The organism is Thiobaca trueperi, assembly GCF_004342175.1.
Lineage (GTDB): Bacteria > Pseudomonadota > Gammaproteobacteria > Chromatiales > Chromatiaceae > Thiobaca > Thiobaca trueperi.
Genome location: NZ_SMAO01000002.1, coordinates 352,766 through 377,821, shown reverse-complemented (window position 1 = coordinate 377,821; position 25,056 = coordinate 352,766). Strand labels below are relative to the sequence as shown.

The following is a 25,056-nucleotide window of genomic DNA, read 5'->3' as shown; positions in this document are numbered from 1 at the left end:
ATGACCGCCAGAATCACCGCTTTTCGCCCAGATTGTTCTTGCAGAGGCAGGAAGATGACTGAAGCGCATCACATCTAAATCCTTGACTTGATTCTTGGATTCCGAATTGCTGCGCAATGCCCAGAGGCCGCAGCGCCTGAAAACCATCCCCAAATTTGCCGATGTCATGGATGGCGAGGAGAAACGCCAGCCACGGTGACAGGACGACAGGATCGAGTCCGGACAGGACGGCCATTTTGTCCAGCCAGGCCGGCTGACATCGCAGAAGCACCTGCCCGCAGGCTGCCACATCCAGGCAGTGATAAACCAGCGGATGCCACGAAACCCCCGTCTCAACCGCCGGATCAGCCTTGCCCCAATAGCGAAAATAATCTGCCAGGTATTCCATATCCGTGAACTTCTCTTTTCCCGGTGGAGAGATTCGTTGACACTGGCCCATCTCACCAAATCTGTCGTCTCAATTCGGCTTTACCTGCTTCCTGACAGACCGCTCAGTCCATGCACCCGCACCCGCCACCAGACACGAATAGAGACCAAATCAGGCGCGATATTGTCAGGAGTATTGCCAGGAGACAACAAAAAGCCGGTTCGTCTTGCGACGCAACCGGCTTATTTGCTTGGCGGGTCGTGTAGATTCGCACCCTTGCTGTTTCCACTCTTCAGTCCAGGTCTTCACCCGTTCGGCTAACATGGCGTGCATCTCCTCTGCAAGCCGTTGACAGGGGGAAGGTCTGCGCCGGGCACGCGCGCCGGGAGCAACACCCGCTTGATGTCTTCGGGCTGGCGACTGTTCTCCAGGCGAAAAAGCGCCGCCGCCAGATTCCGCTGTCCGGCCAGTTCGGCCTCGGCATAACGGTGTTCGTCGAGCAGCAGATACCGAATCTGCGGCTGCCAGCGTTGCAGTTGTTGAGGAAAGCTGGGCAGAAAAGCAGATCAGAAAGCCCGGATCACGGGCACAAAAAAAGCGGTTACATCACTGTAACCGCTTGTTTTAAATTTTTTATATTGGTGGGTCGTGTAGGATTCGAACCTACGACCGATGGATTAAGAGCCCCACGAACATCCCGGCCAAGCGACCCTTAACTGTTTGAAAGAAAAAGGCATCGCTGGCATTGCCAAGGCACCTGAGCGGCCAAATCAGCACCAGAAAGCGACCAGATAGCCTCCGCCAAACCGGAGTAAGACCGGAAAACCGGCGTGAGCATGACGACGATCTGTCGATGTTTCCATCTTGAAGGCTTCAGTTCAGGTCGTTGAAGACGGCTTCGAGCGTCTGACCGTCCAGCAACCGTTCAGTCCAAGCGTCTAAATCCGCTTCGCTGGCGCGCTCCAGGCGTTGATCGACCCAAGCAGGCAACGCGCCAAAGCGGCGGATTAATAAACGGCGTACCACTTTCGTCTCGCCTTCTAACCGGCCTTGATCAAGCCCTTGTTGCTTCCACTCCTCAGTCCAGGTCTTCACCCGTTCGGCTAACATGGCATGCATCTCCTGTAAGTCGTTGACAGGGGGAATCTCAGCGCCGGGCACCCGTGCCGGCAGCAACACCCGCTTGAGCCAGACCACGAAGGCGCGGCGCAGTTCATCTTGTTCCGGAGCGGTCAACCAGTCGATCAGACTGGCTAACACCCGCTCAATGTCTTCGGGCTGGCGACTGTTCTCCAGGCGAAACAGGGCGGCGGCCAGATTCCGCTGTCCGGCCAGCTCGGCCTCGGCATAGCGGTGTTCGTCGAGCAGCAGATAGCGGATCTGCGGCTGCCAGCGTTGCAGTTGTTCCGGTAAGTTCGGCTCGATCAAGTCGTCCAGACTGGTCTTGGCCCACCACGCCTTCTCACCGTTATAGAGCACGATCGGCACCACCGGCGGCAACCGACCACCGGGCGGAATCTCGCCCGCTGCGGCCAGATCCTGGTAGAGCAGTCCGATATAGGTCAGCAACCGCACCGCCATGAAGCGGTCAACGCTGGACTGGAACTCCAGCAACAGATAGACGTAAAGCCATCGCTCGCCCCAGCGCAGCCGCCAGATCATGTCATCTTCGCGCTCGCGCAGATCATGGCTGACCGCCGATTCGCTCACCCGTTCCAGGGTGTTGAAATCCAATTCTGCTACCCAGTCCTCATGAACAAAGCCGCGAATCAGGTCGGTGACCATCTCGCGATGCGAAAAGAGCAGTTTATACGAGGGATCGTGATGCGCCATGCTGGAAAGTCTAAACGTCAATCGACGGGATGTCGCACGGAGAAAATTGGAGCCTGTACCGGTTAAAAACGTTCATTCTGATCCACCCGCAGGTACGACAGATCCGCCGCTGGAAACTGTTCCTGTAGCAGGTGCCACAACACCATCACTAAGCGAGCATGATCATCAAGTCAAGCCGACGGGATGCCAGCCAAACCAACATTGGAGCGGGATCGCGAGAAGTTAGGCAGAAAAAGCAGACCAGAAAGCCCGATCAACAGGCACAAAAAAAGCGGTTACATGACTGTAACCGCTTGTTTTGACTTCTTTTGATTGGTGGGTCGTGTAGGATTCGAACCTACGACCGATGGATTAAGAGTCCACTGCTCTACCAACTGAGCTAACGACCCGTTCTGACCTGCATCATGATTTAAATGCCTGAAAACGACTTTTAAACCAATCATTTAAACTAAATGGGGTGGACGATGGGGATCGAACCCACGACCACAGGAATCACAATCCTGCGCTCTACCGACTGAGCTACGTCCACCATTACAAACCTTTCCATCATCCCTGACGCAATTCGATTGTTTGGCACGCCCGGCAGGGCTCGAACCTGCGACCTACGGCTTAGAAGGCCGTTGCTCTATCCAACTGAGCTACGGGCGCAGTGTCGAATTCTGTTCGATGTGCCTGAGCCTTTTGGGCCGCGATTTGGTCGGGGTAGAGGGATTCGAACCCCCGACATCCTGCTCCCAAAGCAGGCGCGCTACCAGACTGCGCTATACCCCGTTTTCGTACGGGCCGGATGAATCACGATCCGGAATCGAAGAGGCGGCAATTTACACTTTGCACGGCGTCCCGTCAACCGTTTCGATGCAAATCCGGCGCGTCTCAGTGTCACGCTGGAGTCAACTCCCGATACTGCCCCGGCAGCAGCCCATCCAGTCGCCAGTCGCCCACGGCAATGCGGACGAGGCGCAGGGTCGGCAGCCCGACAGCGGCGGTCATGCGGCGCACCTGACGGTTGCGGCCCTCGCGAATGGCGATCTCGATCCAGGCGGTCGGGATCTGTTTGCGCACGCGGATCGGCGGCTCGCGCAGCCAGAGATCCGGCTCGGGCAGGGCGTGGACCTGGGCGGGACGGGTCGGGCCATCGTTGAGTAGAACGCCGTTGCGAAGCTGGGCCAGTTGGCTGGCGTCGGGCGTGCCCTCGACCTGCACCCAGTAGGTCTTCCATTCTTTGTATCGGGGATGGCTGATGCGGTGTTGGAGCCGTCCGTCATCGGTCAGCAGCAGCAGTCCTTCGCTGTCTTTGTCCAGACGGCCAGCGGCATAGACGCCAGGGATGGGGATATAGTCCTTGAGCGTGCGTTCCGACTCAGTGCCGGAGAACTGGGTCAGCACCCCATAGGGTTTGTTGAAAAGGATCAGGCGAGACATGGCGACATCCTGTCTCAATTTTTCGGGTCGCCGGTCTCAGGCGCGGCCTCGAACATGCCGCCAAAATCGTCGCTGTCGAGCAGACTGGATCCGCCCTGATCCGGAACCGTGATCTCGGTCGGGGTGTGATCCGACAGCGGCGCATCCAGCCCCCAGCTCACCAGTCCGGGGAAGGCGATGATGAGGATGACCATCAGGATCTGAATCCCGAGAAAGGGCACGGCACCCCAATAGATGTCGGTGGTACGGACCTGAGGCGGGGCGACCGAGCGCAGATAGAAGAGCGCGAAGCCGAATGGCGGATGCATGAAGCTGGTCTGCATGTTGACCCCCATCAGCACCCCGAACCAGACCAGATCGATGCCGAGCGCCGCCGCGACCGGCGCCAGCAGCGGCAGGATGATGAAGGCGATCTCGAAGAAATCGAGGAAAAAGGCGAGTAGAAAGACCAGCAGATTGACGAAAATCAGAAACCCCAGCGCCCCGCCGGGGAGCGAGGTGAGCAGGTGCTCCACCCAGAGATCGCCATCGACGCCCCGGAAGGTCAGGCTGAAGATGCTGGAGCCGATCAGGATGAAGACCACGAAGCTGGTGATTTTGGCAGTGGTCGTCATCGACTGGCGCAGCATGTCCAGGTTGAGCCGCCCCTTGGCGACGGCCAGCAGCAGGGCGCCGACCGCACCCATGGCGCCGCCCTCGGTCGGCGTGGCCCAGCCGATGAAGATGGTACCGAGCACCAGAAAGATGAGCGCCAGCGGGGGTATCAGGGCGATGATCACCCGCATGACCAGGGCGCGGCCATGCAGCGTCCGCGCCTCGGCGGGCAGCGGCGGGGCGTAATCGGGTCGGATCAGGGTGATGCCGAAGACATAGAGCGCATAGAGCCCGGTCAGCACCAGTCCGGGCAGCAGCGCGCCCTTGTACATGTCGCCGACCGAGCGCCCGAGCACGTCGGCCATGACGATCAGCACCAGCGAGGGCGGAATGATCTGCGCCAGGGTGCCGCTGGCGGCGATGACTCCGGTCGCCAGGGGTTTGTGATAGCCGTAGCGCAGCATGATCGGCAGCGAGATCAGACCCATCGCAATCACCGATGCCGCGACGACGCCGGTGGTCGCCGCCAGCAGCGCGCCGACGAAGATGACCGCGTAGGCCAGTCCGCCGCGAATGCCGCCGAAGATCTGGCCGACGGTGTCCAGCAGCTCCTCGGCCATGCCGCTGCGCTCCAGGATCAACCCCATGAAGGTGAAGAACGGGATGGCGAGCAGGATCTCGTTGCGCATGATGCCGAAGACGCGATCCGGCAGCGCCTGCAACAGCGCCGGGGTGAGCATCCCCAGCTCGATGCCGATCCAGCCGAACAGCATGCCGACGGCGGCAAGCGAGAAGGCGACCGGATAGCCGATCAGCAGAAAGAGGATCAGCGCCGCGAACATGATCGGCGCCAGATTGGCGGCAAACCAGGCTTCCAACTCAGTGCACTCCCTTCGCGATGTCAGGCAGGGGTCGATGCCCGGTGAGCGCCGCAAACCCCTTGATGATCTCGGAGAGACCCTGCGCGGCAAGCAGCCCGAAGGCGACCGGGATGGCGAGCTTCATCGGCCACCAGATGAGCCCGCCAGGGTTCATGGACGACTCGTTCTGCTGCCAGGAGAGCAGGAAATAGCCCCAGGAGTCGATGGCGATCAGCAGACAGACCGGCAGCAGAAAGAGCAGCCCGCCGAAGATGTCAACCATCACCCGCCAGCGCGGCGGCAGCCGGCCATAGATCAGGTCCACCCGCACATGGCCCTGCTCCTGGAGCGTCCAGGGCGCGCACAGCAGAAACACCAGTCCGAACAGGAACCACTGGGCCTCGATCATGGCGTTCGATCCCCAGTCCAGCAGATAGCGCAGGGTGGCGGTGAGCGCGCTCAGGAGCACGGCGGCCAGGATCAGCCAGATGGCGGCGCGTCCAAGGCGACGGTTGAGCGTATCGATGAGTGTCGAGAGATGCAGCAGGGCATTCATTCTACGGTCCTCGTTGATCCATCCAGGCGCGCCAGGTTGGATGCATGGCAATGAGTTCAAGCGCCTGCCGGAGCAGGGTCCGCCCCGGCTCCATCTTGAACCAGGTCGAAGCGCCGGAGGGATGCGGCAGCGGGATAATGTCAGACTCCCAGCCATCCGGCGAGCGGTAAGACCACTGCCGTCCGATCACCTCGTTCAGCAGCCGGAAATCCATGACCTGGGCGATGGCGAGCTTGCCGACCGGGATGATGAGACGCGGACGCAGCAGATCCAGTTCGCCCCCCCACCAGTTGCGACAGGACTCGACCTCCTGACGATCCGGGACGCGATCGCCACCCTTGGGATTCTTGCCCGGAAAGCAGCGACAGACCGCGCTGATCAGGACACGCTCGCGGAAGGCCGCCTCATCCAGACCAAGGGGCGCGAACCAGCCGAACAGGGTCTTGCCGGCGGTCCAGCAGAAGGGACGCCCCTGCTCGATCTCGCGTGTGCCGGGTGCCTGCCCGATCAGCATCACCGGCGAGAGCACGGCGGGGCCATGCACGGGCGGTCCCTGCATGCCCGTACAGCGGCGGCAGGCTTCCAGATTGGTGTGCAGATTGATCAGCGCGGCCTGGCGTGTTTCCAGTCCGCTCTTCGTCGGTACATCTTGGGGTTTGATCATGTGTCCATCGCGGTGGAAGTGCGCAACTGAATCATGGCGAATGGATCGATCCATGCGCAATTCCTGCGGCATCGATCGGCAGTGAATGATGGGTTTCACGGCCAGTCGGCATCATTGGCAATCGCTGGAGTGAAGCCGCGCCGTGAGGCGCGTCGGCTTGAATGAATGCTCAGGCTTTTTTGAGGCCGAGTCGCGGCATCAGCGCGAAGACTCCCCAGCCCAGGTATTCGCGTGTGTAAGCGGCGTGGCGCTCGGGTTCCGAGGTCAGCTTGGAACGGACCTCCTCCACCAGATCATCGTCAGGATTCGCTTCAAGCCATCGGCGCATGGTGAGCCATTTTGCCGCTTCATACCTGTCCCAACCGTCCTGGTCAGCCAGAACCATCTCCACTAGGTCGTAGCCGAGGTGGCCGAAAGACGCGATCAGTTCTGGAAGCACCAGAAAGTCGGAGATGGAGTTGGCAAAACACCCCCTGGCAATGTCTTCCGTCGGCGGTAACTGACGCCAGTAGGGCTCGCCGATGAGGATGATCCCTCCGGCACGCAGGCTCCGCATCAGAAGCTCGACCGTGCCGGCGACGCCCCCGGCGATCCAGGTCGCGCCGATGCAGGCGGCCACATCCGTCTTCTCATCAGCGACGTAACCTGCTGCATCGCCATGAATGAACTTGACCTGCTGGGCGACACCAAGCTCTTCGGCACGGCGTTTCGCCTGCTCGGTAAACAACTGGCTCATGTCGATACCGGTGCCAAGGATGCCGTGATCGCGCGCCCAGGTGCACAGCATCTCACCCGAACCACTGCCGAGGTCGAGCACGCGCGCCCCCGGCTCCAGACGTAACGCCGCACCGAGAGTGGCGAACTTATCGGGTGTGAACGGGTTATGGATGCGGTGCGCGCTTTCAGTGATGTTGAATATCCGTGGGATGTCCATTGCTTGAATTCCGGTAGGGAGCTAATCGAGGTACTACCCGGCTCTCGTTCACGCCAACCTGCTGCGCGCCCGCTTGCCCGTGATCCTCAAGCTGCAAGTCTTGTTAATGCATCATGAAGACGAAGGGCGATTGAATCGCGCAGAGCTATCGGCTCAAACCACGCCGATGGATAAAGATAATCTTCACCGGATTCGTCAATAATCCGGATCATGCCATTGCCAGCATCTTCTTCCACAAGCTCATAAAGGCGACCCAAGGTGACATCCTCGCTGGAAAAGTCTCCAAGGTCTTTTTTTTCGAGGCAGACGACAAATTTTATAGCCATTTCTTCAGCTTTACCTTGCCGATGCCATGAGCCTCATACCAGTGAACTTCGGCTTCGGCGACATGCCCTGAGTCCAACTCCACCATCGCAATGCCTTTCTTTTTCTTCCAATTTCCACCCCCATAACATCGCCTGAGAACACCAAGCTCCCGGATACCATTGCCTTCGGCGATGGTTTCGATATTAGTGATGGTTCCGGAAATTTTCATCGAAAGCGCATCACTTCATGTCCAGCCCGCCTGTTTGAAGAGACTGCTGCTGGTTCGGCTGATTCCGCCCATTCCATTTGCTTTTCAAATTTGAACATTTCATCTTTTTCACCAGCATCACCATCATGCCTGTGATCTGGATCAGGGTGATGCTTATTATAAAACCCGACGATTTTAAAGCCGCACTTATTTACATAAAAATGAATGTTTCTTTTTTCAAAATATGGAGTAAAAGTTTCCCATATCTTTGTTTTTGGATGCCTTTCCTCAATTGCCTTCCAAGCCTTATACCCAACACCGCGATCATGCTTTCCATTTAAAATAAAAAATAATGATAGTTTATTGCATTGAGTTACTTCGTCAATCAATACAATAGCGCCACCAGCAATTTTTTCATCAACAAGAATCTGATATACAATAGCGCCATCAGCTCTAAACGACTCCTCGACATCTTCATCAGAAGGAATTGGCTTATCTAGTGTATGACCGAATTCTCTTTCTGCCGATACTCTAAAAGCTTCTTGCAAATCAGCCTTGAACCTTTCAAGCTCAGATTCATATGCAACTCTAAGGCTAACAATTGATTTGTTTCCATCATTTCCCATAGCACATTTCCTACTCTTGATTCGCGCCGAAGGCGTCCACCCAACATGATCCAGATTGCAGTCTGGTTTTAATGCCCCAGACTAAACGCAGGACCGCAGGCTGGGATGAGCGAGAGCGAACCCCAACATCACACCTGAGAATTGTCAGGGTTCGCAAACTCACCTCAACCCGGTCTGTCAGCCCTTGTAGTATTATTTGAATTCATCTGACGGCTCACGATCTGAATAGATGTAAACTGAATTTCCAATTGGGTCGATAACAGAAAATCCCCGATCTCCCCACGGGTGATCATCCAATGGCATTGCAGTTTGCAGACCCTCCCCCATCAGTCTTGCATGTTCCGAATCAACATCATCAACTTTGAAATTGAGCATGATTCCTGCGCCATTAAAGGCTGGCATTTCGCCTTGCGGCTGCATGAACTGAATGGATGGCCCATGACCACTAATGCGCAAATTGACATACCAGCCACAATCAAAAACGGCCTGCGCCGATAAATGGCACTGATAGAATTCGCGGCAGGCATCTACATCTTTTGTAATAAAGCATGTCGATAATTCGATGGCTTTCATATGGTCTCCTGGTGCAGAGCCGCTGGTTGGGATGAGCGAGAGCGAAACATCACACCTGAGAATTGTTGGGGTTCGTAAACTCACCCCAGCCTACACGGGTTTGACCAACAGCATTTCATTTCCACCTCGCTGAAACTCGTAAGGCACACGTTTAACTTCAACAGCGAAGCCATGATTTGCGAGATATTCGGTCACGAAATGGAGGTGTGGTGATGAGGCACCATCGAGCGTAAGCATTGGAAATACACGCACTTCGCGAGCAACACGCAACATTTCTTGAAGCGCATGAAGATGAAACTCTGCCGACAGATGGGCGCTGTACAAAAACAAGAAATGAGACGACAAGGCGATGTCGAAATTTCCATTTTTAAAAGGCAGCGACGGTAATTCCCCTGGGATGTATCGGCCTTCCTTTTTTCCCGCATCAAAGTCTGTGAGGAATATTTCCATCGCAGACATGCGAAGACTCCCAAGTTGCTCTACCGACGGAATGGCTTCCCAGACGTAGCCGCTTTGGTTTTTACACATTTGTGCCATAACGCTTTCATACGTTTCGGAGATGCGGCTCCTTATCTGTTCTGCCTCAAAAACGTAGATTGGATCTACCGAGACAATATTCCCACCTTGTTTGGTCAGTACTGCATTGAACGCCGCTGGGCCATCACCACAGCCAAGAATGCGAAGTCCAAGATCGACCTCTGAAAGCCCAAACATGTTGACGTATTCTTCATAAGAACGCCCCCACGGCACAACTTTTTCGAGTGTGAATCCCATAGATGACTGTCTGTCTAACATGTTCTGGCGTCGTTCCCACGCTCCCGAGACCGTGAAAGTATTCCTGCGCAGGTCGAGTTAGTGCAGCATAACCCGACGATCCGTGGACTGGTGTCGGGTTGCGGCGTGCACCAAAGCATTGAGTGGTAAAAATAAACCGCACTACGCACGCCTAACCCGACCTACGGGATGTGGTCGAGATGTCGCGCTTGATTGGCAATTTGCGAATTCTTGCCCAATCTCTCCCGCGTAGGAATGCCGTCGCACCGCTCTAGCGGTGCGTATCGAGACGCGACGCCAGAGCGTCGCGACGTACTCCCACGCCGGAGCGTGGGAGCTAGATGACGACTCTCCTTCAAACCGAGGTAGCGCCGCAATCAGAGGAAAAAGTACGCGATGCGTACCCTTGTATCTACATGGCTTGCCCAATCTCCGGAGCGTGGGAGCCAGAGGATATGCATGTAGTGCGCTAACGGTAAGGCTAAAGCGGCCGCACGGTACACGGCCGCAGATTCACAGCTACGGCATGTCTTCGCGGCTCGCTTTGAGCCTGTTGTTGGGCATTTCAACGACGTCGCTTCTGACTTGTGCTTGGCCGATTTCTGCTAGGTAAGCCTTTCTGTGACTGCTTACCAAAGATTTCTCCTTGATCTAAATGTCCGGTTGCAAGCATCGCTTTAAGCAAATTCTGTCCGACAGTGGGATTCTGAAAAATTGCTGATAACATTTCTGCTTGGTTGACCTCTTGCCCGCTTCCGGCTTTAACCAACAAACCCGCCGTATCTGGATTTGTAATTAATGACATTATCGCAGTGATTACAGGATCTTCTTCCGGCTCATCTATGTAATTCGGGAATTCGTATTTTGTTAGCTTTGCGAGTTCTAAGAACTGGTTGTCGGGCCTCCCTGGATTTTTGACTGAAAGATCAAAATACGCTTTTAAGTTACTTGCTAGAGATTTCAGGCCGGTTGCAGTGTTCTCGTACTCGAAGTGCCTTAAGTGAGAAATATCGAAAGGCACCTTGGGGCCGCTTGAGTCTCGGATTATTATGGTTCCTGGCCGACTGGCATGTCGCAATCCAAGCTCATAGTACACATTTGGATTGGGGTAAGTTACATCAGCAATGACATAATCCGCATGCATTAAGTGGGTAAGTATATCGCTACTAATAGAGCCAGGTAGTGATATGTCGTCAGCGCGAACCACAGATATTTCAGGGCTCGCCTTCAATATTGCTTCTTTAATTAGGTCGTCGTATTTAGATTTGAGATCTTGCGCTGTGATTGCTTTGCCATTGTATTCCTGGTCTCCAATAGCCATTACGACAAAACATGTTTTTTCTTTAAGCATAATTTTCCTTGCAAATTTGATTTATTGGCATCGCCATAGCCCGGCTTTTTTAGATTGCCCAACGTGTTCTAGATTGCAGTCTGCTTTTCTTGTTCTAGACTGAATGCAGTCTAGCGCAAGAGTAGCCTTCAAATAACGCCTGTCAATCCGCAACGTGCACGTCGCGCAAACGGCTCTCCTTCAAACCGAAAGCATTATCCCGATCCGCTCCGTCTGCGCGGTCTCCCGGAACAGCTTCAACGCCGCTCTGTCCAGCGGGTTGAAGCCTTTTGCATGCATTGAAACCGACATCCCCGTCGGTGCTGGAACCTGACGAGATCAGGCATGATCTGCGCGCCCCCGCACCGATCTCGCCAAGCCAAGGGTCACGCCTGACTCCTCCCCCAGGTATCGCGCAATCCAACCGTGAGATTGAACACCGGGCGCTCAGGGGTCGAGTCCGGGTCGGCGACAAAATAACCCTCGCGCTCGAACTGGAAACGCTCGCCGGGCTGCACCGCGCGCAGCGACGACTCCAGCAGACAGCCGGACAGCACCCGCAGCGAGTCGGGATTGATCTCGGTGCGGTAATCGGTCCCGCCCGCGCCCGGCGTCGGGACGCTGAACAGACGGTCATAGAGCCGGATCTCCGCCGGGACGGCCTGGGCCGCCGACACCCAATGGATGACGCCCTTGACTTTGCGTCCCTCGGGGTTCCGGCCCAGGGTGTCGAGATCGACGCTTGCCCGCAGTTCCACGACCTCACCGTGCGCGTCCTTGATGACCTCGTCGCAGCGGATGACGTAGGCATTGCGCAGACGGACCTCGCCGCCGGGGATGAGCCGCTTGAAGTCTTTGGGCGGGTTCTCGGTGAAGTCGTTGCGGTCGATATAAATCTCGCGCCCGAAGGGGATGGCGCGGGTGCCCTGCGTCTCGTCCTTGGGATGGTTTCTGGATTCCATCGACTCGGTGCGGTCTGCGGGATAATTGGTCAGCACCACCCTGAGCGGACGCAGGACGGCCATGCGGCGTGGTGCGGTGGCGTCCAGGTCGTCGCGGATGGCGCTTTCCAGCAGGGCCATTTCGACCAGATTGTCGGATTTGGTGATGCCGATGCGCTCGCAGAAATCGCGAACCGCCGCCGGGGTGTAACCGCGTCGGCGCAGACCGGCCAGGGTCGGCATGCGCGGATCGTCCCAGCCCTGGACATGGCCCTCGCCGACCAGATCGGTCAGACGGCGCTTGCTCATGACCGTGTATTCGAGATTGAGCCGGCTGAACTCGATCTGACGCGGTTTGCAGGGCACCGAGACGTTGTTGATGCACCAGTCGTAGAGCGGTCGATGGTCCTCGAACTCCAGGGTGCAGAGCGAGTGGGTGATGCCTTCCAGGGCGTCGGAGAGCGGGTGGGTGTAGTCGTAGGTCGGGTAGAGACACCAGGCGGTGCCGGTCTGATGGTGGACCACGCCGTGCTTGATGCGATAGAGCACCGGGTCGCGCAGGTTGATGTTGGGCGAGGCCATGTCGATCTTGGCGCGCAGGGTGCGCGCACCGTCCGGGAACTCGCCGGCACGCATGCGGGTGAAGAGATCGAGATTCTCGGCCACCGGGCGATTCCGGTTGGGGCTGTCACGGCCCGGCTCGGTGAGGGTGCCGCGATAGAGCCGCGTCTCTTCGGCGCTGAGGTCGCAGACATAGGCCAGACCCTTTTCGATCAGCTCGACCGCGAAACCATAAAGCTGCTCGAAATAATCCGAGGCGAAATAGAGCCGGTCGCCCCAGTCGAACCCGAGCCAGCGCACGTCCTCCTGGATGGAATCGACGAATTCGACATCCTCCTTGAGCGGATTGGTGTCGTCGAAGCGCAGATTGCAGGCACCGCCGACCGCTTCGGCCAGCCCGAAGTTGAGCGTGATGGACTTGGCGTGTCCGATATGCAGATAGCCGTTCGGCTCGGGCGGGAAGCGGGTGAGGATCCGGTCATGTTTGCCGGAGGCCAGATCCGCTTCGACGATCTGGCGGATGAAATGGGTGCGTGGCGGCTCGGCGGCGTCGGTCATGGTGTCTCGAATGGTTGGGAAATCGCTGAACGCTGCATTCTAGCGTCTCATGCGGGGATTGAAAGAAGCGTTGATACGCAAGGCTTGATTTGGAGTCGGTCACTCACGTACAAAGCCGGGGCTGTCTGTGCGTCACATCACAATACAAGCTCAGTCGAGGGGATCGTTTCCGATGGAAGACACCTATAAAGTTTCGGCCCTGGGGCTCGCTCCCGGTTATCCGGAGCAGACCGTGCGCGCGGGGCTGGCCAGTCTGCTGAAAGGCGACCCGGCCGCTTTCGAGCCCAAATTCCAGCGTATTCTCGTCAATCAGACCGTCATTCTGGCGAAAAACATTCCTGACGCGGCGGCGCGCAAGATGCATGAAAGATTGACGGCCATCGGTCTGCTGTGCCGGATCGACCCCATGTCTCTGGCCCTGGAGGCCAAATCCTATCGCTGCCCTGCCTGTGGGCATGAGCAGCTCCACACGACCGATGGCACGCCGGATATCTGTGAGCGATGTCAGATCGTGGTCGATCAGTACAAGGGCAAGCAATCCAATCGCCAGGCATTCGACTTGCAGCAGGCGATTGAATTGGAGCGTCGGACACTCGCCACGCAAACGGCGGTCGTGAACGAGCAGCAGAGCCGCGATGCCGAGCGCAAACAGGCCGAAAAATTACGCAAGATCGCCCGCCGCAGGGTCGAAAAAGAGCTGGGCATCACGTTTTACAGCAAGCTGAAACCCTTCCTGGCGCCCAGCATTTCGCTGCCGATCCTGGCGGTCCTGATTCTGGCTGGCGGTGGCGTCGGCTTCTTTGTCTGGGATCAGCATCGCAACGAAACCGGGTTGGATGAGGCCGGCGCGCCGACCGGCCAGCCCGGCGGGATGCAGATTGTCATCACGCCTCCGCCCGGTCTGTCAGTCACGGTCGGGGCCGATCCCGGCGTCGATCCAGAGCTTGCCGCCTCCGGTCAAGGCGTGTCGGCGGAGATGGCAGGCGCTGGCGCAACCTCATCGACGACCACGCCGGACGGCCTCGCCGCTGCCGGAATGAGTGGTGCCGAATCGAACGGCGGCGCGCCCAGGGTCGATATCCCCGACGCACTCATCCCCGCCCCGGCATCCAGCCTCAACGACCAAACCACCAATACCGTTGCCAGCGATCCGCGCATTCTGGCTGATCTGGCGTTCTACCGGCTCGACGCCGGTGATTTGGGTCTTGCCGCCAATCTGCTCGACCGCGCGCTGGCGCGCTTCAACGAAAATCCGAACGCGGCGTCGCGTATCCCGATGGATGCGCTGCTGCGCGATGCGGTCGCGTTGCGCGCCGGTCTCGCCGCCCGGCATGCCCAGCGGCTTGAGGCGGACAGTGCCCAGTCGCAATGGCGACGGGCCAATCTCCTCGCCGATTCGATTATCACCCCCAGCTTCCGCGCCATGGCCTATGGACGTCTGGCCCTTGCGGCCCACGAGGACGCAACGCTGCCCGCCAAAAAAGACTATCTCAGTCTGGCGGCCGCGACGGCCGCGCAGTCCGCCGGCAATCCAGTGGAGCGGATTGATCTCCTGGGCACGCTCGCCCGCGACATGGCGCTTGCGGGGCAGCGCGAACAGTCGGCCACATTCGCGGAGCAGGCGACGACCGCCCTGAGCAGAATTCAGGGCGGATCCAGCCAGACGGTTGCCAGATCGGTCCTGGCGCAGCGTCTGGCCGAGGCCGGCGATACTGAAGCGGCATCGACCATGCTGACCAGCGCCGGGGCACCCTCCCCTGTCAGCGCCAAGGCGCTCGCCGCCCTGGCGCTCAGTCGCGCACAACAGAGCCAGACGGCTCAGGCGCAGACCGATTTCGTCACCGCCATCGCGCAGGCCAACGCCCTGACAGACCCTGTCGAGCGCACCGACACCCTGGTCTATCTGGCCCGGACCGTTTTGCAGGCCGGGGATCCGACGGCCGCCGAGCGGATCCTCGATTCCGCTGGCGTCTGGGAATAAGGTGCTTTCCCGTTGCTGTCCAGTGCGGCAGTGCAGAGGCTCCAAAACAGTCTTCAATCGTTGTCTAAACCAGTAACGTCCACCGAACAAAACCAGACCGGAGAATCCCATGCTGATCACCTTTCAAACCAAGGCTTACGCAAACATCACCATGTTTGGCGAGGTGGCCGTGACGCTCATCAAGCTGATGGGGCATAGCGGCAGCGTGCCGGGTGCGCTACTGGCGGCGGATATTCCGGTCGCACTGGAACGGCTGAAAACGGCTGTCGGGGAGCATGCCAGCGAGCCTCTGGATCCCGCGTCGAACCACGCCGCACCGGATAACGGTGAAAATCAGCACGTCAGTCTGGCCCATCGCGCCCTGCCCCTGATCAATCTGCTCACAGCCGCTGCCCGCGATGGCGAAAATGTGATGTGGGAATAGATTTTAGTCATGAGGTTACATAAACTTTCTTGGGTTGATTGTGAACTTAAACCGCGCCCGGCGTGACATGCGCTGTTTTCTGTATCGGCATGGCGTCGTCGCAACTAAGCAGCGTCGGAGCGGGCGCGGTTTAAGGATTCGCGCCAACGGAACGATTGTGGATTCAGACCAGTCTGCTTCCACTCAAAACGACGCCCACTTAGCTCTGGACGCGGTTTAGCAGCCGAAACGGCATGACCGCTCAGGATTCCGACCCATGTACCTCGACACCCATCCAACCCTGAACATCGACCCCATCCCAACGCGGCGCGAACCGACACCCCGGATGCGCAGCCGATCCGTCTTCTTTGTGCTCGCGCTCGCGGGACTGCTCGGGCTGGGGGGGTGCAGCAGCAGCAAACCGGCCATTGAGCAGAAATTCACCGGCCCCGTCGACCTGGTCGTAGTCAAAAAATCGGAACGCAAGCTGGAACTCCACAGCCAGGGCCGACCTGTCCGGGAATACCGCGTCGCCCTTGGCGGCTCGCCTGTCGGCCACAAATACCGCGAGGGCGACGGGCGCACGCCGGTCGGCGAATACGTCCTCAACTGGCGCAACCCCAAGAGCAATTTTTACAAGGCCATCCATATCTCCTATCCCAACAAACAGGATCGTCTGAGCAGCAAACTGCTCGGCTACAATCCGGGCGGCAATATCATGGTCCATGGCATGCCCAACTATATCCAGTCGGAAAGCATGCGCCGCCAATACCTCAATCGCGATTGGACCCAGGGCTGCATTGCCGTGCAGAACCATGAAATTGATGAAATCTGGAAGCTGGTTCCGGACGGAACGCCGATCCGCATCCTGCCCTGATGCGGTCCACTGAGGCCCGCGAGCAGGAAGACGCCACACTGCGGACGCCTCGGCTGGATGTCAGCCAGATGCTGTCACTCCGCACGCGCGTCGTGCTGTCCGCCGCTGCCGTGCTGACGCTCTTCATTCTCCTGACCAGTCTGGCGCTGGAGCGGGCGATGCGTGAAACCGTCGCATCCGCGCGCGAAGAGCGTTTGCAGGCGCAGATCTTTCTGCTGATGGCGGCAGGTGAGGAGGAGTCAGCCGGACTGGTGTTTCCCAATGCGCTGGCTGAGTCGCGCCTGACGCTGCCCGGCTCCGGTCTCTACGCTCAGGTGCTGAATGCACTGGGGGATCCGCTCTGGCAGTCGCCGTCGGCGGTCGGCACGGAGCTTCCCACGCCCGTGCCGCTCGCCCCCGGACAACGCCGCTTCGAGCATGGGCATGGACACGACGGCATGGATTATCTCGTGCTCGCTTTCGGTGTCTCCTGGGCCACCGGGCCGACGCCGCAGGACTATACCTTCGTCGTGGCCGAGGATTCGTCCGCCTTCGAGGCGGAGATCACTCAATTCCGCGCCAGTCTCGCCGGCTGGCTGGGCGGCATGGCGCTGTTGATGCTGGTGGCGCTGGTCCTGATTCTGCGCTGGGGTCTGACGCCTCTGCGTCAGGTCGCGGCGGAGGTCGCCGCTGTCGAGTCCGGCCAGCAGCCCCAGATTCAGGGACGCTATCCGGCTGAGATCCGTGTCCTGACCGGCAATCTCAATGCACTGCTGGCCCATGAGCGGGCACGCCAGCGGCGGCTTGACAACACCCTCGGCGATCTGGCCCACAGTCTCAAGACTCCGCTTGCGGTGATGCGCGGCGCCATCGATGACGGAGAGCCCGCCGATCCGGTCAGGGCGCTGCTGCTGGAGCAACTGACGCGCATGGGGCATCTCGTCGAGTATCAGTTGCAGCGTGCGCGTGCAGGCGGGCGACAGGCCGCGACCCTGGCGCCGCCGGTTCCCGTGCGACAGGCGGCGGAACGGCTGATCGCGTCACTGCATAAGGTTTATCGGGACAAGCGCGTACAGGTCGATCTTGAGCTTGATCACGCCATCGTCTTTCGCGGTATCGAGGGCGATCTGCTGGAGATGCTGGGGAATCTGCTGGACAACGCCTTCAAGTGGTGCGGGCGGCGGGTCCGTCTCAGCGGCGAAGGCACCCGGAACGCCCTGAAGCTGGTGATTGATGACGACGGTCCCGGCATCCCGTCCGCTCAGGCGATCCATTTACTCGAACGGGGCGCACGGGCGGACGAGACGACGCCCGGACATGGAATCGGTCTTGCCGTGGTGCGCGAGATCTGCACGGCTTATGGCGGCGAGGTACGGGTCGCCAGCAGTCCACTGGGCGGGGCGCGGCTGTGTCTGCGGTTGCCAATCTGACCCAGCACCTTTTGGGTCAGCCCTAGCGGAATCGATGACGGTCGGTGCGGGCCGGTTTAAACCGCGTCCAGCGCGATAGGCGTCATTTTCAGTTTGTGTTTGGCTTTGGAGATGCCATCGACCTCAGTGGAGACGCGGTTTAAAAGTTTAAATTTTTTAATATCTTAAACCGCGCCCCCTCTAACAGTCGTCGATTCTGCCAAGGCCGACTCAATCCTCAACGATCACATACCGCACCGGGCGCGGTTTAAAAGCGGCTGCGGATGTACTTGAGCGCCCGGCTGATGGACAGCTCAATGTTGGATGGCCCGTTGCGGATGATGAACAGCTCGCGCTGCTTGTCGTCACGCAGAAAAGCGGGGGCATCGGCGCGTTCGCACTCGACGGCACCGATGCGCAGGCCATCCAGATCGTGCAGGTAAAAACGCACGCAGCGCGCATACTCGGGGCCGAGATGCTGGTTCAGCAGATTCTTGAAGTGGAGATGGCACTTGTCTTCATTCTCGAACTGATCGGCCTCCAGCCCCAGCGTGGTGCCGTCGTCGGCGATGCCGATCAGCAGGATCCCGCCCTCGGTGTTCAAAAAGGCCGCCACCCCCTTGAGCCAGGCCAGTTCGATCTCTTTGCCTTTGGTCTGGGTGCGCAGATTCATCCGCATGGTGGATTTGAATTCCAGATGCGGACCTTCGCCAGCGGCAATCAGCTCGCGCAGATCCGCTTCCAGTCGGCGACGGTCAATGCTGAGTTTCGGCAGATCGCGCAGTTGGCGGCTGTATTTGCGCACCACCAGCAGGGCCAGACTCAGACTGGCTACCAGGATCAGGAGCGCCGTAAGCGCGATGAGATGCCAGCGGCTCTGGAGGATCGTCAGGGTTTCGGAGACCGGCAGCACCACGCCGATCCAGGCGCCATCCGGGTCGTCCGTCAGCAGGGGCCGGAAACCGCCCCACCAGTCCTCGCCCACGCTGTGAAAACGAATCAGATCGTCGTGCGGCTCGCCAGCCGTCTTCCAGGCCGCGATCGCATCGAATGGAAGCGGACCACCAAGGCGCGTCTGGGCCGAGAAAAACCCGTCGGCATGATGTTCGCCAGAAGCGGTCTCGGATGACTCCGGCGGCACGAAGACGCCGCCCTCGCCGCTGAAGAGAAAGGCCCGACCATCTACGCCAATATCCAGTCTCCTGATGGCATCGACGATGCTCTGGAGCGTCACATCCAGTGCCGTGACCCGCAGCGGATCGGATCCGGGCCAGGCGATGGACGCCGTGACGCCCGGCACGCCGAGCGAGGCGAAGACATAGGGCGGACTCCAGACCACTTCCCCTGGAGTCTCCGCCGCTTCGCGGAACCAGGGACGGCTACCGGGCAAAGTGGGCGAAGACTCCTCGCGGCTCTCCCTCTGGTTCAGCATGGCGTCCCAGAGCGTGACGCTGGCCTGTGTCGGATGCTCCGCCACGCGCTGCCGGGTCAGCCAGCCGTCGCCCTCACGGCGCAGAAAATACTCGCGACCATCGGCGGTGGCATCAATGGCGCCGGCAATCTGGGGAATGTGCGCCAGGGTCGGAATCAGACGCTGATTCAATGCCTGCTCGTCCGCCGGGGCGATGCCCGCGCTTTGCAGTCCATCGCGGACGATCAGCAACTGCTGCCGCACCGGCAACAGGAGCCCCAGAACCTCGTCGCGGACCAGCGTCGTCGCCGCCTCGATGCGGTCCCCCGCGAGATCATGTTTGATGTCATTGATCAGCAGCAGGTTGATCGCCATCAGCAGACCGACCGAGGAGGCGACCAGCAGCATCAGATCGCGCAACAGCCGCGAGCGGATCGGGCCGGATGAGAGTCGAAAGAGCGAGAGTGGAGTCATGGCGGCGGATTATAACGGGATCGGCGAGGATCGCCCGCTTTCTAACCATGCGGCTTGCTGATAGTATCCCGGAGCGCACAGCCGTGTGGTTGTGCGATTATTTTATTATTTTTATCAATTTCTTAAGCGCGATTCACTGCGCCTGCCGAGGAACTGCCGCATGTCCGGGAACCGCTATGACGCCCATCCATCCCTGTTGCGGATGCGCCCTTTTGCCACCCTGTTGCTGATTCTGCTGCTGTGCGGCGGAATCCTGGTCGCCGTGCTGGGGGCGCAGTTGCTGCCGCCACTAATGCTTCCGCAGATCGATGATCGAATCGTCAAGATGATCGGCATCGCGGTGTTTGCAGCCGCGACCCTGCAATTGCTGATCTGGTGGGTCTCGACCCGCTCGGATCGACTCGTCATCACCGAAGACGAGCTGATCTGGACCCATGGCCTGCTCAACAAGCAGTACACCGAGATCAACATGGCCTCGGTGCGCACGGTGCGGGTGAGTCAGAGCCTGTTGCAGCGCATCATGAATGCTGGCGATATCCAGGTCTTCACCGCCGGGGACAATCCCGAACTCATGGTGCGCGGCCTGCCCGACCCCGCCCGGATCCGCGATCTGGTCAAGGCACCGGCGCCCGGCGGAGCGGGCTGAGGATGGCGGGCGACAATCGCGGCGATCTCAAGCTCCTGGCGGTCGCGCTGCTGGTCGTGGCGCTGCTGCTTGGCGCATTGATCGTCTTCTTCCTGCCCGCAGCAGCGCCAGCGGTTGCGGCGCTGAATGAGGGGATGGGTCTGAAAGCGGCCGTTCCCTGGGGGTTCGGTCTGACGGTCGGGCTTTTCGTGCTGCTTGCTACGGTTGCCGGCGACGGACTGCTTGGCGAGCTGCAATTCATGCTCGGTTCGTTTTTCTCGTTCTTTCTCGTCCTCACGCTATTGATTGCCTGGGTGTTTTAAACCGCGTCCAGCGCGATATGCGTCATTTTCAGTTTGTGTTTAGCTTTGGAGATGTCATCGGCATCAGTGGAGACGCGGTTTAAAATTTTATATTTTTTAATATCTTAAACCGCGCCCGCTCGAACGGTCGTCGATTCTGCCAAGGCCGACTCAATCCTCAACTATCACATACCGCACCGGGCACGGTTTAAGCCCGACGCATCTGGAGATCAGTCATGCAGCCCATCCGCCAGATTTACGACGATGCACCCGATATGATCCCAGTGCCGCAGGAACTGCGGCATCGCCGGGTCGAGTTGATTCTGTGGCCCCTGGACGATGAAACGGTTGCGGCACGCACCGCGTTTATTGGTTACGAAAGAACCAGCGTGGAAAAAATTGTCATTCCTTCGCGGGAAGAACGCAATGCAAGGTGATTGTTTCGTCGATACCAATATCTGGGTATACGCACATCTGGACGATCCCAACGAGCCACGTTCTTTGCGGGCGTGGGACTTCATCAATTCGCTGACCAAGCCCATCATCAGCTCGCAAGTGATCGCCGAGTATTACAACGTCATGCTGCGTCACGAACAGGATGAAGACCGGATTCAGCGAAATGCCGCCCGCATGTTGCGGGCATGCAAAATGCAGCCGCTGAATCTGGCTGTCGTGCACCGTGCGCTTGCCGTGCGTAAACGCTACGGCTTCTCCATCTGGGACAGCCAGATCGTTGCCGCCGCGCTGGAGGCGGGTTGCGCCACGCTTTATACCGAGGATTTGCAGGAAGGGCAGATCATCGACGGCTTGACGGTGCGCAATCCGCTGCGGATCTGAATATAGCCGCTCCGAACGTGCTCAATCTGGCGCTTGAATAACGCTCAATCCGCCTGCCGCAACACCCCACTCCGCTCCAGCAGCAGTTGCGTGAGCAGCGCGACCGGTCGCCCGGTGCCGCCTTTTTCCTTGCCGCCATTCCAGGCGATGCCGGCGATGTCCAGATGCGCCCAGCGGTAATCCTTGGTGAAGCGCGAGAGGAAACAGGCGGCGGTGATGGCCCCGCCCTCGCGCCCGCCGACGTTGGCCATGTCGGCGAAATTGCTGTCGAGCTGGGTCTGATAGTCGTCCCACAGCGGCATGCGCCAGGCACGGTCGCCAGCGGTCTCGCCCGCCTTGAGGATCTCATCGGCCAGTTTGTCGTCCGGCGTGAAGAGTCCGGCCGGGTGCTTGCCCAGCGCGATCACGCAGGCGCCGGTGAGGGTCGCCAGATCGATGACGACGGCGGGATTGAAGCGTTTGCAGTAGGTCAGCGCATCACAGAGGATCAGACGGCCCTCGGCGTCGGTGTTGAGGATCTCGATGGTCTGGCCGGAAAGGCTGGTGACGATGTCGCCAGGCTTGTTGGCGTCGCCGTCCGGCAGATTCTCGGAGGCAGGCACCACGCCCACCAGATTGATGGGCAGACCCAGTTCGCAGGCGGCGAGCATGGCGCCGAAGACGCTGGCGCCGCCGCACATGTCGTACTTCATCTCGTCCATCTCGGCGGCGGGCTTGATCGAGATGCCGCCGGCATCGAAGGTCAGACCCTTGCCGACCAGCACGATCGGACGGACCTCCTGTTTGCCGCCGCAATATTCCATGACGATCAGTTTGGCCGGCTGACGGCTGCCACGCGACACGGACAGCAGAGCGCCCATGCCGAGCTTCGCCATCTCATCCTCGTCGAGTACCTCGACCTTGAGGGTGTCGAAACGCCCGCCGAGTGCAAGCGCCTGTTCGGCCAGATAGGTCGGGGTGCAGAGATTGCCCGGCAGGTTGCCCAGCTCTTTGGCAAGATCGATCCCCGCCGCCATCGCCTCGCCGTGACGGACGGCCAGCTCGGCAACCGCCAGATCCGCTTTGTCCGGCGCCCAGAGCGTCAGACGTTTGAGCGGGATCTTGGGCGCCTGCTTGTCGTCTTTGGTTCGGCTGTAGCGATAGACCCGGTCCGCCGCCGCGAGCACGGCATCACGGGTGGCCGCGTAGCGATCCAGCTCCTCGGGCAGCGGATCGGCGAGCGCCAGCATGGCCTCGCCGGCATGGGTCGTCTGAAGCAAGGCCACCGCCGCCGCCACCGCCTTGCGATGATTGGCGCGAGTGAACGCCTTTTTCTTGCCGCAGCCGACCAGCAGCACCCGCTCGGCAGCGACGCCCGGCAGGTCGTAGAGCATCAGGGTGCGCCCGGCCTCGCCGTCCAGATCGCCCTTCTTCAGCAGCCCGGCCAGCCGGCCGCCGCTGGCGGCGTCGATGGCCTCGGCTGGAGCGGCCAGCTTGCGCTTCTCGAAGACCCCGAGCACGAGACAGGGTGTTTTCTGTTTGGCGAGATCGCCGGTTTTGGTGGTGAATTCCATCACGAGGCTCCTGGTGCGGTTCGGGGGCGAATGGGCCGATCCGATCTGATGATAGGATGACGGACTTCAAGTCTACCGAATGACGGGTCTTGGTCGAAGTGAGAATCCTGGATCGCTATCTCGCCTGGGCGGTGATTGGCGGCACGCTGCTGACCCTCGGCGTGCTGCTGCCGCTCATTGGCGTCTTCATCCTTGCCGACGAGGCGGACTCAATCGGCGTCGAGCGTTACGGTCTGGCGGAAGCCTCGCTGTTCATGCTCCTGAGCCTGCCACGCTATGCCTATCAGCTCTTTCCCATCGCAACCCTGATCGGCGCACTGATCGGTCTCGGCGCACTCGCCAGCCGTTCGGAACTGGTCGCCATGCGCGCCGCCGGGGTGTCGGTGTCACAGATCGTCCGCTCGGCGCTGCTGGGCGGACTGCTGCTGGCGGCGCTGGCCGTGTTGATTGGCGAGGTCATCGCCCCACTGACTGAGCAGCACGGCGTCGAGCTGCGACGGCAGGCGCTCTCAAGCGGCGTGACCCAGCGCACGCCGGATGGCTTCTGGGCGATGGAAGACGGGTCTTATGTGAACATCCGCGAGATCCGTTCCGGCGCCAGTCTGCGCAACATTTCCATCTATGAGATCGACTCGGCAAAGGGAACTTTGATCGCGACCCATGCCGAGGGCGCGAGCTATCGGAACGGCCAGTGGGAACTGGAGGGGATTTCGCGCAGCCGGGTCAGCGCCGCCGGGGTGGAGGTCGAGCGGATCGAGCGCGCGGGCTGGGACTCGATGCTTGATCCCGATCTGCTCAAGGTGGTGGTCGCAGACCCCCGTGTGCTGCCGGTGTGGGGGCTTTATCACTATATTCAGTTCATGTGGACCAACAAACAGGATGCCGGTCCCTATGAGGTCGTCTTCTGGGCCAAGATCTTGCACCCGGTCCTGACCCTCTCAATGATCCTGGTCGCGATCCCGCTGCTGCTGGGCTCGACCCGCAGCACCGGCATGGGGCGGCGTCTCTTTGGCGGGGTGCTGGTGGGAATCCTCTATTATCTGATCAGCCGCACCTTCGCCTATCTGGCGCTGCTGTTCGGCCTGAATCCATTCGTCGCCGCCATCGCGCCACCGCTGCTGTTCGTGTCCGGGGCGCTTTTATTACTGCGGCGAGTGGGTTGAGTGCGGCTGTCCCGGTCTGCGTGTGACAATGAATTTTGCTGATAAAATTGAATCGATCATGACCATCAACCACATGATGGAGGATTGGCAGCCATGTTAATCAACAACAATAACGTCGTTGCACTGGGTGGCGCACAGAACGCACTCAATCGCAGTCAGGGCGCATTGGAAACCACTCAGGAGCGCCTGACCTCGGGGCAGCGGGTCAACCGCGCCGCCGACGATGCCGCCGGGCTTGCACTCATCAACCAGTTCGCCGCCCAGATCACCGGAAACGCGCAGGGGGGGCGCAATCTCAGTGACGGCATCTCGATGGTGCAGACGGCGGAGGCCGGGGTCAGTCAGGTCAGCGAGGCCGTGCAGCGGATCCGCGATCTGGCCGTCCAGAGCTCCAGTGGCACCCTCTCCGATTCGGATCGCGCCGCGCTTCAGACCGAGACCGGCGCACTGCAAGATCAGATCACCCAGACCATTGAAGGCACCGCGTTCAACGGCACCCAGTTGCTCGGAAAGAACGGTGAACTGGCGATCCAGGCCGGCGCGAAGGCGGGCGACAGCCTGTCCGTCAACACCCATGACGTTCAGGGTCAACTGAACGCCTTTGGATTCGACAGCATCGACCTCTCCACCTCCGCTGGCGCGGCCAGCGCACTCAAGGTGCTCGACCAGAGCAGCGACTATCTCAGCGGGATACAGGGAGAGTTTGGCGCCACCCAGAACCGCTTTGACGCCGGCATCCAAAATCTGACGCAGAGCAACCTCAACACCGCCGCCGCGCAAAGCCGTATCCAGGATACCGATTACGCCCTTGAGGCGGCGGCACAGGCCCGGAACCAGCTACGCAATGAGGCGAACATCGCCATGATCAGTCAGGCCAGCCGCATTTCTTCGCAGTTCGTCTCGCAGTTGCTGGCATAAGGCGATTTCCCGGCGGC

At 59.6% G+C, this 25,056-nt stretch carries 26 protein-coding genes, 5 tRNA genes and 1 pseudogene; 10 read left to right on the top strand and 22 right to left on the bottom strand.

The genetic code is table 11. The features are described from left to right. Nucleotides 1-13 precede the first annotated feature (13 nt). The 20 genes and pseudogenes from EDC35_RS04870 to EDC35_RS04770 form a co-directional block, all read right to left on the bottom strand. Nucleotides 14-388 carry an HD domain-containing protein gene (locus EDC35_RS04870; protein ID WP_165903353.1) on the bottom strand — a complete coding sequence of 125 codons (375 nt, stop codon included), beginning with the start codon at nt 386-388 and terminating at the stop codon, nt 14-16. 246 nt (nt 389-634) lie between these two features. Then, nucleotides 635-921: pseudogene (locus EDC35_RS18790) on the bottom strand (Rpn family recombination-promoting nuclease/putative transposase); the annotation flags it as partial. 85 nt (nt 922-1,006) lie between these two features. Next, nucleotides 1,007-1,079, bottom strand: a tRNA-OTHER gene (locus tag EDC35_RS04855). A gap of 161 nt (nt 1,080-1,240) precedes the next feature. Further along, on the bottom strand, nt 1,241-2,200 hold the full coding sequence (locus tag EDC35_RS04850) for an Rpn family recombination-promoting nuclease/putative transposase (RefSeq protein ID WP_132976100.1): 960 nt from the start codon (nt 2,198-2,200) through the stop codon (nt 1,241-1,243). Between the two features lie 313 nt (nt 2,201-2,513). After that, nucleotides 2,514-2,589 (bottom strand) — tRNA-Lys (locus EDC35_RS04845). A gap of 64 nt (nt 2,590-2,653) precedes the next feature. Next, nucleotides 2,654-2,729 (bottom strand) — tRNA-His (locus tag EDC35_RS04840). A gap of 42 nt (nt 2,730-2,771) precedes the next feature. Further along, nucleotides 2,772-2,848 (bottom strand) — tRNA-Arg (locus EDC35_RS04835). 46 nt (nt 2,849-2,894) lie between these two features. Further along, a tRNA-Pro gene (locus EDC35_RS04830) sits at nt 2,895-2,971 on the bottom strand. Nucleotides 2,972-3,079: 108 nt separating this feature from the next. Further along, the gene (locus tag EDC35_RS04825) at nt 3,080-3,622 is read right to left on the bottom strand and encodes a pseudouridine synthase (protein WP_132976099.1); all 543 of its coding nucleotides are present in this window, start codon (nt 3,620-3,622) and stop codon (nt 3,080-3,082) included. Between the two features lie 14 nt (nt 3,623-3,636). Next, on the bottom strand, nt 3,637-5,094 hold the full coding sequence (locus EDC35_RS04820) for a TRAP transporter large permease (RefSeq protein WP_132976098.1): 1,458 nt from the start codon (nt 5,092-5,094) through the stop codon (nt 3,637-3,639). A gap of 1 nt (nt 5,095) precedes the next feature. Then, nucleotides 5,096-5,632, bottom strand: coding sequence for a TRAP transporter small permease subunit (locus EDC35_RS04815; protein WP_132976097.1), 537 nt, complete (start codon nt 5,630-5,632; stop codon nt 5,096-5,098). Nucleotide 5,633: 1 nt separating this feature from the next. Then, nucleotides 5,634-6,296 carry a uracil-DNA glycosylase family protein gene (locus EDC35_RS04810; RefSeq protein ID WP_132976096.1) on the bottom strand — a complete coding sequence of 221 codons (663 nt, stop codon included), beginning with the start codon at nt 6,294-6,296 and terminating at the stop codon, nt 5,634-5,636. A 169-nt stretch (nt 6,297-6,465) separates the two neighbouring features. Continuing rightward, nucleotides 6,466-7,230 carry an SAM-dependent methyltransferase gene (locus tag EDC35_RS04805; protein ID WP_132976095.1) on the bottom strand — a complete coding sequence of 255 codons (765 nt, stop codon included), beginning with the start codon at nt 7,228-7,230 and terminating at the stop codon, nt 6,466-6,468. Nucleotides 7,231-7,316: 86 nt separating this feature from the next. Further along, a complete protein-coding gene (locus EDC35_RS04800; protein WP_207896115.1) occupies nt 7,317-7,556 on the bottom strand; it encodes an SH3 domain-containing protein in 240 nt (79 codons plus the stop codon). Then, nucleotides 7,547-7,765, bottom strand: a complete 219-nt coding sequence (locus EDC35_RS04795) for a hypothetical protein (protein WP_132976094.1) — start codon at nt 7,763-7,765, stop codon at nt 7,547-7,549. The genes EDC35_RS04800 and EDC35_RS04795 overlap by 10 nt, the downstream gene beginning before the upstream one ends. Then, complete coding sequence (locus EDC35_RS04790) at nt 7,762-8,370, bottom strand: GNAT family N-acetyltransferase (RefSeq protein WP_207896113.1); 609 nt, start codon at nt 8,368-8,370, stop codon at nt 7,762-7,764. The genes EDC35_RS04795 and EDC35_RS04790 overlap by 4 nt, the downstream gene beginning before the upstream one ends. Nucleotides 8,371-8,562: 192 nt before the next feature. Then, nucleotides 8,563-8,943 carry a VOC family protein gene (locus tag EDC35_RS04785; RefSeq protein WP_132976093.1) on the bottom strand — a complete coding sequence of 127 codons (381 nt, stop codon included), beginning with the start codon at nt 8,941-8,943 and terminating at the stop codon, nt 8,563-8,565. A 90-nt stretch (nt 8,944-9,033) separates the two neighbouring features. Then, entirely contained in the window at nt 9,034-9,717 is a 684-nt protein-coding gene (locus tag EDC35_RS04780) for a malonyl-ACP O-methyltransferase BioC (RefSeq protein WP_132976092.1), read from the bottom strand. Between the two features lie 565 nt (nt 9,718-10,282). Continuing rightward, nucleotides 10,283-11,068 carry a hypothetical protein gene (locus tag EDC35_RS04775; RefSeq protein WP_207896111.1) on the bottom strand — a complete coding sequence of 262 codons (786 nt, stop codon included), beginning with the start codon at nt 11,066-11,068 and terminating at the stop codon, nt 10,283-10,285. A gap of 365 nt (nt 11,069-11,433) precedes the next feature. Further along, nucleotides 11,434-13,107 carry a glutamine--tRNA ligase/YqeY domain fusion protein gene (locus tag EDC35_RS04770; RefSeq protein WP_132976091.1) on the bottom strand — a complete coding sequence of 558 codons (1,674 nt, stop codon included), beginning with the start codon at nt 13,105-13,107 and terminating at the stop codon, nt 11,434-11,436. A 172-nt stretch (nt 13,108-13,279) separates the two neighbouring features. On the opposite strand from EDC35_RS04770, the gene EDC35_RS04765 reads away from it, so the two are divergent. From EDC35_RS04765 to EDC35_RS04750, 4 genes are all read left to right on the top strand, one after another. Then, the gene (locus EDC35_RS04765) at nt 13,280-15,088 is read left to right on the top strand and encodes a hypothetical protein (protein WP_132976090.1); all 1,809 of its coding nucleotides are present in this window, start codon (nt 13,280-13,282) and stop codon (nt 15,086-15,088) included. Between the two features lie 109 nt (nt 15,089-15,197). Continuing rightward, nucleotides 15,198-15,512 carry a DUF1840 domain-containing protein gene (locus EDC35_RS04760; protein WP_132976089.1) on the top strand — a complete coding sequence of 105 codons (315 nt, stop codon included), beginning with the start codon at nt 15,198-15,200 and terminating at the stop codon, nt 15,510-15,512. 256 nt (nt 15,513-15,768) lie between these two features. After that, entirely contained in the window at nt 15,769-16,368 is a 600-nt protein-coding gene (locus tag EDC35_RS04755; RefSeq protein ID WP_243651433.1) for a L,D-transpeptidase family protein, read from the top strand. Then, a complete protein-coding gene (locus EDC35_RS04750) occupies nt 16,368-17,777 on the top strand; it encodes an ATP-binding protein (protein WP_243651431.1) in 1,410 nt (469 codons plus the stop codon). The genes EDC35_RS04755 and EDC35_RS04750 overlap by 1 nt, the downstream gene beginning before the upstream one ends. A gap of 247 nt (nt 17,778-18,024) precedes the next feature. Here EDC35_RS04750 and EDC35_RS04745 read toward each other — a convergent pair whose 3' ends face one another. Continuing rightward, nucleotides 18,025-19,641 carry an RNA-binding domain-containing protein gene (locus EDC35_RS04745; protein WP_132976088.1) on the bottom strand — a complete coding sequence of 539 codons (1,617 nt, stop codon included), beginning with the start codon at nt 19,639-19,641 and terminating at the stop codon, nt 18,025-18,027. 160 nt (nt 19,642-19,801) lie between these two features. On the opposite strand from EDC35_RS04745, the gene EDC35_RS04740 reads away from it, so the two are divergent. From EDC35_RS04740 to EDC35_RS04730, 4 genes are all read left to right on the top strand, one after another. Continuing rightward, nucleotides 19,802-20,287, top strand: coding sequence for a PH domain-containing protein (locus EDC35_RS04740; RefSeq protein ID WP_132976087.1), 486 nt, complete (start codon nt 19,802-19,804; stop codon nt 20,285-20,287). Between the two features lie 2 nt (nt 20,288-20,289). Further along, nucleotides 20,290-20,589 carry a hypothetical protein gene (locus tag EDC35_RS04735; protein ID WP_132976086.1) on the top strand — a complete coding sequence of 100 codons (300 nt, stop codon included), beginning with the start codon at nt 20,290-20,292 and terminating at the stop codon, nt 20,587-20,589. Between the two features lie 215 nt (nt 20,590-20,804). Beyond that, the gene (locus EDC35_RS18470; RefSeq protein WP_165903352.1) at nt 20,805-21,005 is read left to right on the top strand and encodes a hypothetical protein; all 201 of its coding nucleotides are present in this window, start codon (nt 20,805-20,807) and stop codon (nt 21,003-21,005) included. Then, nucleotides 20,995-21,405, top strand: coding sequence for a PIN domain-containing protein (locus EDC35_RS04730; protein ID WP_165903351.1), 411 nt, complete (start codon nt 20,995-20,997; stop codon nt 21,403-21,405). Before EDC35_RS18470 ends, EDC35_RS04730 begins: the two co-directional genes overlap by 11 nt. Before the next feature lie 44 nt (nt 21,406-21,449). Here the strand turns inward: EDC35_RS04730 and EDC35_RS04725 are convergent, their stop codons facing one another. After that, nucleotides 21,450-22,958, bottom strand: a complete 1,509-nt coding sequence (locus tag EDC35_RS04725; RefSeq protein ID WP_132976084.1) for a leucyl aminopeptidase — start codon at nt 22,956-22,958, stop codon at nt 21,450-21,452. 98 nt (nt 22,959-23,056) lie between these two features. Here EDC35_RS04725 and lptG point away from each other — a divergent pair, with 98 nt between their 5' ends. Both lptG and EDC35_RS04715 read left to right on the top strand, forming a co-directional pair. Beyond that, nucleotides 23,057-24,121 (top strand): LPS export ABC transporter permease LptG, encoded by a 1,065-nt coding sequence (gene lptG, locus EDC35_RS04720; RefSeq protein WP_132976308.1) that lies wholly within the window; start codon nt 23,057-23,059, stop codon nt 24,119-24,121. 93 nt (nt 24,122-24,214) lie between these two features. Next, nucleotides 24,215-25,039, top strand: coding sequence for a flagellin N-terminal helical domain-containing protein (locus EDC35_RS04715; protein WP_132976083.1), 825 nt, complete (start codon nt 24,215-24,217; stop codon nt 25,037-25,039). Nucleotides 25,040-25,056 lie beyond the last annotated feature (17 nt).